The 9,790-nt window shown below is 74.7% G+C and carries 2 protein-coding genes (1 of these 2 cut by a window edge); both read right to left on the bottom strand.

The window, feature by feature from the left end:
• Positions 1-24 precede the first annotated feature (24 nt).
• Positions 25-9,009 (bottom strand): type I polyketide synthase, encoded by an 8,985-nt coding sequence (locus tag AB0C38_RS15470; protein WP_360672610.1) that lies wholly within the window; start codon positions 9,007-9,009, stop codon positions 25-27.
• A protein-coding gene (locus tag AB0C38_RS15465; RefSeq protein WP_360672674.1) for a type I polyketide synthase crosses the window boundary here: on the bottom strand, positions 9,006-9,790 show its 3' end. It continues 23,533 nt past the right edge of the window; 785 of the gene's 24,318 nt are visible here — the last part of the coding sequence; its start codon lies beyond the right edge, outside the window — the gene reads right to left on this strand; the stop codon is at positions 9,006-9,008. The genes AB0C38_RS15470 and AB0C38_RS15465 overlap by 4 nt, the downstream gene beginning before the upstream one ends.

Here is a 9,790-nt window from a genome sequence, read left to right as displayed (position 1 = left end):
CCCGCCCGCCGGCGAACCCGCGCGTCACGCGAGTCCCAGCTCGTTGTCGATGAAGTCGAAGATCTCGTTCGAGCTGGCCGTTTCGAGCTTCTGCCGCGCGGTCCCGGCCTCGTTGGGAGCCCCGGTTTCGGCCAGCCGGCCCAGCAGTGCCTGCAGCCGGGCGGTGACCCGGGTGCCGGCGAGCTGCTCGGCGGTAAGCCCGGCGAAGGCCGCTTCGATCCGGTCCAGCTCGGCCTCGGCCGCCGCGGCCGGGTCGGCCGGGCCGAGCTCGCGGCCGAGGTACTGGCCCAGCGCCGCCGGGTTCGCGTAGTCGAACCCGAGCGTCGCGGGCAGGGGCAGGCCGGTGACGGCGGCCAGCCCGTTGCGCAGCTCGACCGCGGTGAGCGAGTCGAGACCCAGTTCCTTGAACGCGAGCCCGGGATCCACTGTGGACGGAGTGGCGTAGCCGAGCACGGCGGCGACCTCGGCGCGCACCAGGTCGAGCAGCGCACGCTCCCGCTCGGGTCCGGTCAGGACGTCGAGCTTCGCCCGGAAGTCCGGCTCGGGCTTGACGGCCGCCATGAGCGCCCGCCGCGCCTCGGGCAGGTCGTCGAGCAGCCGGGCGGCCCGGACGGCGGTGAAGCCGGGGGCGAACAGCTCCCAGTCGACGTCGGCCACGGCGACCACGGCCTCGCCGCCGCTCAGGGCGCGGTGCAGGGCCGCGGTGGCCACGTCGGGGGTCAGCGGGCGGATGCCGCCGCGTTCGGCGCGGGCGCCGGTCCCGGCCGCCATGCCCGCGCCGGCCCACGGGCCCCAGGCGATGGAGGTGGCGGGCAGGCCGAGTCCGGCCCGGTGCTCGGCGAGCGCGTCCAGCACGGCGTTGGCCGCGACGTAGTTGCCCTGCCCGGCCGCGCCGAGGGTGGCGGCCAGGGAGGAGAACAGCACGAACGCCGACAGGTCGCGGTTTCGCGTCAGCTCGTGGAGGTTGACGGCGGAGTCCACTTTGGATCGCAGGACGGTCGCGAGCCGTTGCGGCGTCAGGGAGTCCAGGACGCCGTCGTCGAGGACACCGGCGGCGTGCACGACGGCGTCGAGGCCCGGCAGCGAGTCCAGGAGCTCGGCGGCGGCGTCGCGGTCGGCGAGGTCGCAGGCGGCGATCGTCACCTTGGCGCCGAGCGCGCTGAGCTCGGCTTCCAGCTCGGCCGCCCCGGGCGCGGCGGGGCCACGCCGGCCGGCCAGCACCACGTGCGGCGCACCGGTGCGCGCCAGCCACCGGGCGACCTCGGCGCCCAGCGCGCCGGTGCCGCCGGTGACCAGTACCGGGCCGGTCGGGGTCCAGGACTCGGCGGGCTCCTCGCTCGGCGCCCGCACGAGCCGCCGGGCGAAGGCACCGGCCGGGCGGATGGCGAGCTGGTCTTCGCCGCTGGCTCCGGCCAGGGCGGCGACGAGCCGGGTCAGCTCGGGTTCGCCGGGCTCGGCGGACAGGTCGGCCAGACCGCCCCAGCGGTCCGGGTGCTCCAGCGCGGCGGCCCGCCCGAGGCCCCAGATCCCGGCGGACAGCGGATGCGCGAGAGGTTCGGATCCGACGGCGACGGCGCCGGTGGTGACCGCCCACAGCGGCGCGCCGAGGCCCGCGTCCCCGAGCGCTTGGAGCAGGGTGGTGCTCAGCGCCAGGCCGAGGGGTACGGCCGGCTGACCCGGGGTGGCGCGGTCGGCCAGGCCGAGCAGCGAAAGCACGCCGGCGATGGGCACGCCGGCGGCGGCCGCGCCGAGCGCTACGGGAGCGGGCTCGCCGCCCACACCACCGACCGAATCGGCACTCACGCCGAGGTCGGTCCCGCCGACCGAGCCGAGGTTGCCCTGCGCCGACTCGGCGCCCGAGCCGAGGCCGAGCAGCTGCCCCGCGAGGGTGTCGCGGTCGAGGTCGGCCTCGCCGAGCGTCACCGGCACCGGCTCGGCACCCGCCTCGACCAGCGCCGGGAACACCGCCTTGACCAGCGGTTCGTCGGCACACCCGGCCGGGACCACGACGAGCCAGCGCCCGGACAGGGCCGCCCGGGGCCGGTCCGCGATCGGGCGCCACGACACGCGGTACTGCTTGCTGTCGGCCGGTGCGGCCACCGGGACCAGCGGCTCCGGCCAGAACGCCTCACGTTCGAAGGGGTAGGTCGGCAGCGCGACCTGCCGCACGCCCGGGGAAAGCGGCGTCCAGTCCACCGCCTGCCCGCTGACGTGCAGGTTCGCCAGCGCCAGCAGCGCTGTCATGGCTTCCGGCCGGTCCTTGCGCAGCATCGGCGTGGAGCCGCCGGCCAGCGCGCTCAGCGTTCCGTCCGGGCCCAGCTCGACCAGCCGGGTGACCCCGGCCTCGCGCAGCGTCGACACCGCGTCGGCGAACCGCACCGGCTCGCGTACCTGCCGGACCCAGTACTCCGGGTCCGTGAAGTCGGCGTCCGGGGTCACCGTGGACACGACGGGGATGCGCGGCCCGGCGTAGCCGATCCCGCGCGCCACCTCGGCGAACTCCTCAAGCATCGCGTCCATACGTGCCGAGTGAAACGCATGCGAGACCCGTAAATCCCTAGACTTCACCCCGCGCGCGGTCAGCTCGGCGGCGATCTCGGCGAGCGCGGCGGCCTCGCCGGACAGCACCGTGGACAGCGGCCCGTTGACCGCGGCCAGGTCCGCGCGGCCCGCGGCGATCTCGAGGACGTCCTGCTCGGCGGCCTGCACGGCGAGCATCGCGCCGCCGGCGGGCAGCGCCTGCATGAGGCCCGCCCGGGCGGCGACGAGCTTGCCCGCGTCCGCCAGGGAGAACACCCCGGCGACGTGGGCCGCCGCCAGCTCGCCGATCGAGTGCCCGGCCAGGTAGTCCGGCCGGACGCCCCACGACTCCAGCAGGCGGAAGAGCGCGACCTCGATCGCGAACAGCGCGGGCTGCGTATACCCCGTCCGGTCGAGCGCCGAGGCGTCGCCGAAGACGACGTCGCGCAGCGGCCGGTCCAGCTCGGGGTCGAGCACCGCGCACACCGCGTCGAAGGCGTCGGCGAACACCGGGAACCGCTCGTACAGCTCGGCCCCCATCCCGACGCGCTGCGACCCCTGACCCGCGAACAGCAGCCCGGCCTTGCCGTCACCGGCCTGCCCGGTGACGACCCCCGGGTGCTTCGCGCCCGAGGCGACGGCGGTCAGCCCGGCGAGCAGGTCATCCCCCGTTACGACCGCACGGTGGCCGAACACCGCCCGGGCGGCCAGCGAACGGGCGACATCGGCCGGGGGCACGTCCGCCCCGTCGACGAACTCCGCGAGCCGCTTGGCCTGCGAGCGCAGCACCGCCTCCGACCGGCCCGACAACGGCCAGACGACAACGTCGGCCGCGGGCGCCTCCATCGTTTCCGAAACGGGCGGCTGTTCGAGGATGACGTGGGCGTTCGTGCCGCTGAAGCCGAACGACGACACGCCCGCGCGGCGCGGCCGCTCCGAAAGCGGCCACGGCTGCGTCTCGGTCAGCAGCGCCACCGCGCCGCTGTCCCAGTCGACGTGCCGCGACGGCCGGTCCGCGTGCAGGGTCTTCGGCAGCACGCCGTGCTCCAGCGCGAGAACCATCTTGATGACGCCGGCGATCCCGGCCGCCGCCTGCGTGTGCCCGATGTTGGACTTCAGCGACCCCAGCCACAACGGCTGCGAGCGGTCCCGGCCGTAGGTCGCCAGGAGCGCCTGGGCCTCGATCGGGTCACCCAGCGCGGTGCCGGTGCCGTGCGCCTCGACGACGTCCACATCGGACGGTGAAAGGCTCGCGTTCGCCAGCGCCGCCCGGATCACCCGCTGCTGCGAAGGCCCGTTCGGGGCGGTGAGCCCGTTCGACGCGCCGTCCTGGTTCATCGCCGAGCCGCGCAGCACCGCGAGCACCGGGTGCCCGAGCCGCCGCGCGTCCGACAGCCGCTCGACCAGCACGACACCGGCGCCTTCGCCCCAGCCCGTGCCGTCCGCCTCGTCGGCGAAGGCCTTGCACCGGCCGTCCGCCGCGAGCCCGCCCTGGCGGGAGAACTCGACGAACGCGCCGGGCGTCGCCATCACCGTCACGCCACCGGCCAGCGCCATCGCGCACTCGCCCGAGCGCACCGACTGCGCGGCCAGGTGCAGCGCCACCAGCGACGCCGAGCACGCCGTGTCCACCGTCACCGCCGGGCCGCCGAGGCCCAGCACGTACGACACCCGGCCCGACACGACCGAAGCCGCGTTCCCGGTGCCGACGAACCCGCCGAAGTCCTCGCCCGAGCCCGCGAGCACCGCCGGGTAGTCCTGCCCGTTGGTACCGAGGAAGACACCGATGTCCGGACCACCCAAAGGGTCGACCCCGGCGCGTTCCAGGGCCTCCCACGCGGTTTCCAGGACGAGCCGCTGCTGCGGATCCATCGCCAGGGCTTCACGCGGCGAGATGCCGAAGAAGGCCGGGTCGAACTCCGTGACGCCGTCGACGAACGCGCCGCCGCCCGTGACGACCCCGGCCGCCGCGAGGCCCGCGAGGTCCCAGTGCCGGTCGGCGGGGAAGCCCGCGACCGCGTCACCGCCGGAAACCAGCAGCGCCCACAGGTCTTCCGGGGTCCGCACGCCGCCGGGGAACCGGCAGCCCATCGCCACGACGACGATCGGATCCTCTGTGGACACCGCCGCGCGCTCGACGACCGGCGCTTCGCTCGGCGTGCCCGCCAGGTGCTTGGCCAGGTGGGCGGCGGTCGGGTAGTCGTAGATCAGTGTCGCGGGCAGCTCGGTCCCGGTGGCCAGGCCGAGCCGGTTGCGCAGCTCGACCGCGGTCAGCGAATCGAACCCGAGGTCGGCGAACGACTTGTCCGCGGCGACCTCCTCGGTGTACCCGAGCACCGCCGCGACCTGACGGCGCACGAGCGTCAGGAAGTCCTCTCCGGACAGCTCAACCCGCGGTGCTTCGCCTGCTGCTTCAGGGAGTTCGGTGAGCAGGCGGCTCGGCCGCACGGCGGTGAGCGCGGGGCCGTAGACTGGCCAGTCGATGTCCGCGAGCGCGACCGTGACGTCGCCGGCGCCCAAGGCCCGGTCGAGTGCCGACAGGGCGAGAGCGGGGTTCAGCGGCGTGAGCCCGCCGCGCCGCAGCCGGTCGCGGACGGCTTCGTCGGCCGCCATCCCGGCGTCGGCCCACGGCCCCCAGGCCAGCGAGGTCGCCGGGAGTCCACGCGAACGTCGATACGCGGCCAAGGCGTCAAGGTAGGCGTTCGCCGCCGCGTAGTTGCCTTGCCCGGCGGAACCGACGGTGCCCGCCAGCGACGAGAACAGCACGAACGCCGAAAGCTCGCGATCGACGGTGGCCTCGTGCAGCAGCCGGGCGGTGGTGGCCTTGGCACGCAGCACGCGATCGAGCTTTTCGGGGGTGAGGCCGTCGAGCACGCCGTCGTCGAGGACACCGGCCGCGTGCACGACGACACTCAGGTCCGGCAAGGAGTCAACGAGCGCGGTGACCGCGTCCCGGTCGGTGCAGTCGCAGGCCACGACGGTGATCTCAGGTGCGGTCGGTTCGGCCGCGCCGCGACGGCTCGCCAGCACGACACGGGACGCCCCGCGCTCGACCGCCCAGCGGGCCAGGTGACCACCGAGCGCGCCGGTTCCGCCGGTGATCAGCACTGTTCCGGCGATCGTCCACTCAGGACGCTCAGCGGACAGCGGTGCGCGCACGAGCCGCCGGGCGAAGACCCCGGCCGGCCGGATGGCGACCTCGTCTTCGGCGCCGTCGGCGAGCACGCCACACAGCCGGTCGAGGGCACGGTCGTCGAGGCTCTCGGGCAGGTCGACCAGACCACCCCACCGGCGCGGGTGCTCCACCGCGGCGGACCGGCCGAGGCCCCACACCTGAGCCTGGTCCGGGTGCGCGAGCCGGTCGGACCGGCCGGTCGAGACCGCGCCCCGGGTCGCGCACCACAGCGGCGCGGACCAGCCGAGCCTGCCGAGAGCCTGCACGAGCGCGAGCGTGTCCTCCACCGCCAGCAGCGAAAGGACACCGGCGGGTTCGTCGCCCGGCAGGGCAGCGACGGCCGGGACGTGCAGCACGTCCGCGCCCCGGTCGCGCAGGCCTTCGACCAGGTCGCCGGCCCCTTCGCCCACCACGAGCCAGCGGCCGGACAACCGGGTCGCGATCGTCCCGGCGACCGGGCGCCAGCCGATCCGGTACCGCCAGTTGTCCACTATGGACTCTTCGTGGTGACGGCGGCGCCAAGCGGCCAGCGCGGGGACGACGTCGCTCAGCGGGGTCTCCGGAGGCACGTCGAGCGCACGGGTCAAGGCGGCGAGGTCCGCGCGCTCGACCGCCGACCAGAACTCCCCCGCGCCGGTGTCCACCACCTCGGACGACTCCGGTGAGGTCAGCCAGAACCGTTCACACTGGAAGGCATACGTCGGCAGCTCGACGCGGCGGGCGCCGTCGAGCAGCGCGGTCCAGTCGGGCGAGCCGCCCCGGACGTGCAGCTCGGCCAGCGCGGACAGCACCGACTCCCGCTCGTCGCGCGACGCGCGCAGCATCGCCACGACGGGGACGTTCGCCATTCCGGTGAGGGTTCCGTCCGGGCCGACCTCGACGAACCGCGTGGCACCCTTGGCTTCCAGTGCCGTCACGCGGTCGGCGAACCGGACCGGCTCGCGCACGTGCCGCACCCAGTACTCCGGGTCGGTCAGCTCGGCGGCTTCGCCGGTGACGAGGGGGATCTTCGGCGCCGAGAACGTCAGCCCGGACACGACCCGCCGGAACTCGGCCAGCATCGGGTCCATCAGCACCGAGTGGAAGGCGTGCGACACGGCGAGCCGCTTGGTCTTGCGCCCGCGGGACGCCAGTTCGGCCGCCGCGGCGAGCACCGCGTCCTCGTCGCCGGACAGCACGACGGAGTCGGCCGCGTTGACCGCGGCGAGGTTCACCCGCTCGCCCAGGAGCGGCGCGACCTCGGCTTCGGTGGCCTGCACGGCGACCATCGCCCCACCGGCCGGGAGGGCCTGCATCAGCCGGGCCCGCGCAGCGACCAGCGTGCAAGCGTCGGCCAGCGAGAGGATCCCGGCGACGTGCGCCGCCGCCAGCTCACCGATGGAGTGCCCGGCCAGGAAGTCCGGCTTCACGCCCCAGGACTCCAGCAGCCGGAACAACGCGACCTCGACGGCGAACAACGCGGGCTGTGTGTAACCCGTGTCGTTCAGGGACTCGCCCGAGATCGCTTCGGCAAGGGGAAAGTCGAAGCCCGCGCACACCGCGTCGAAAGCCGAAGCGAACACCGGGAACTCGCGATGCAGCCCCGCACCCATGCCGATCCGCTGGGAACCCTGACCGGAGAAGAGGAACGCGGTCTTGCCGGTCTTGCCCGGCGCGACACCCTCCACAAGGGACGGCGCCGGTTCGCCGGCCGCCAGCGCGTCCAGCGCCGTCACCGCTTCGCTCGCGTCGGCGGCGAGCACCACGGCCCGGTGCTCGAACGCCGAACGTTCGGTGGCCAGGGACAGCGCGGTGTCGGCGAGCGGCAGATCCGGGTGCCCGAGCAGGTGTTCGCGCAACTGGACGGCCTGCTCGCGGAGGGCTTCGCCGGACCGCGCGGACAACGCCAGCGGCACCGGTCCGCCGGGCGAAGAAGCCGGCGAGGCAGGCACCGGGTCGTAGCTTTCCAGGACCACGTGCGCGTTGGTCCCGCTGATGCCGAACGACGAAACGCCGGCCCGGCGCGGAGTTTCGCCGGCCGGCCACGAAACGCTGTCGGTGAGCAGCTCGACGGACCCGGCCGACCAGTCGATGTGCGGCGAGGGCTCGTCGACGTGCACCGTGCGCGGCAGCACCCCGTGCTGCATCGACAGCACCATCTTGATCACCCCGGCCACCCCCGCGGCGGCCTGGGTGTGGCCGATGTTGGACTTGACCGAGCCGAGCCAGAGCGGCCGGTCGCGCTCCTGCCCGTAGGTCGCCAGCAGCGCGTGCGCCTCGATCGGGTCGCCGAGCGTGGTGCCGGTGCCGTGCGCCTCCACGGCGTCCACATCGGACGGCGTGAGCCCGCCGCTGGCCAGCGCGGCCCGGATGGCCTGCTGCTGCGCGGGACCGTTGGGCGCGGTGAGACCGTTGGACGCGCCGTCGGAGTTGACCGCGGACCCGCGGACCACGGCCAGCACCGGGTGCCCGTTGGCCAGCGCGTCGGACAGCTTCTCGACCAGGACGAGCCCGACGCCCTCGGACCAGCCGGTGCCGTCGGCCGCGGCCGCGAACGGCTTGCACCGCCCGTCGGGCGCGAGGCCGCGCTGGCGGCTGAACTCCAGGAACATGCCGGGCGTCGACATCACCGTCACGCCGCCGACGAGCGCCAGCGAGCACTCGCCGCGCTTCAGCGCCTGGGCGGCCCAGTGCAGCGCGACCAGCGAGGACGAGCACGCGGTGTCCACGGTGACCGCCGGGCCCTTGAGCCCGAGCTGGTAGGCGACCCGGCCGGAGATCACCGCGGTCGAGTTGCCGGTGAGCAGGTGCCCTTCGACGCCGTCGGGCAACGCGGTCAGGCCGGAGCCGTAGCCGGTGGACGTGCCGCCGACGAAGACTCCCGCCTTCGTGCCGCGCAGCGACAGCGGGTCGATCCCGGCGCGTTCGATGGTCTCCCACGCCGTTTCGAGCAGCAGCCGCTGCTGCGGGTCGGTGGCCAGCGCCTCACGGGGGCTCATCCCGAAGAAGCCGGGGTCGAACTCCGCCGCGTCGTAGACGAACCCGCCCTCGCGGACGTAGCTGGTGCCCGCCTGCTCGGCGTCGCCCGAGTACAGCGCCGCGGGCCAGCCGCGGTCGGTCGGGAAACCGGCCATGCCGTCGCCGCCGGCGGCCAGCAGCTGCCACAGCTGCTCGGGGGTGCGCACGCCGCCGGGGAACCGGCAGCCCATGCCGATCACCGCGACCGGCTCGGCGTCCCGGTCCTCGACCTCGCGCAACCGCTGGTTCGCCGCCCTCAGGTCGGTGGTGACCTTCTTGAGGTAGTCGAGCAGCTTCTTCTCGTTGTCGGAGGTCACGCCCCGAACTCCTTGTCGATCAGGTCGAACAGCTCGTCGGCGGACGCGGCCGCGACTTCGTCGTCCGACTGTGGGTCCTCGGGGGTGGTGCCGGTCCACCAGGCGAGCAGGCTCTGCAGCCGTTCGGTGATCTCCTCGCGGCCCTCGTATCCCTCGGGAAGTGAGGCGAGCGAACCGCGCAGGTCCTCGACCAGGCCGTTCGCCGAAGGCGCCGGCGGCGCGATCTCTTCGAGCAGGTAGCCGGCCAGCTCGAGCACCGTGGGGTAGTCGAACACCAGCGTGGCGGGCAGCCGCTTCCCGGCGACCGCGCCGAGCCGGTTGCGCAGCTCGACCGCGGTGAGCGAGTCGAAGCCCAGCTCGCTGAACGCCTTGCCGGCGTCGATGTCCACTGTGGACGCGTGGCCGAGCACGGCGGCGACCTGGCCGGAAACCAGCTCCACCACCAGGTCCTCGCGGTCGGCGACCGGCGTCGCGGCCAGCCGCTCGGCCAGGCCGGCCGGCTCGGCCTTCGCGACGGACGCGACCGCCCGCCGCGCCGGGGCGGTGACGAGCCCCCGGAACAGCGGGGCCACCGCGCCCGAGGACGCCAGCGCGGCCGTGTCGACCCGCATCGGCACCACGGCCGCCTCGCCGGAGGCCACGCCCGCGTCGAGCAGGGCGAGACCGAGCTCGGCCGACAGCGGCAGCAGCCCGGCGCGGGCCATCCGGCCCAGGTCCGTCTCGGTCAGCCCGCTGGTCATGCCGACCGCGGCCGACCACGGGCCCCACGCCAGGGCCACCG

Source organism: Amycolatopsis sp. NPDC048633 (assembly GCF_040650695.1).
In the GTDB taxonomy this organism is placed as follows: Bacteria; Actinomycetota; Actinomycetes; order Mycobacteriales; family Pseudonocardiaceae; genus Amycolatopsis.
Note: the sequence above shows the minus strand (reverse complement) of the source record. Positions and strands in the feature narration are given on the sequence as shown.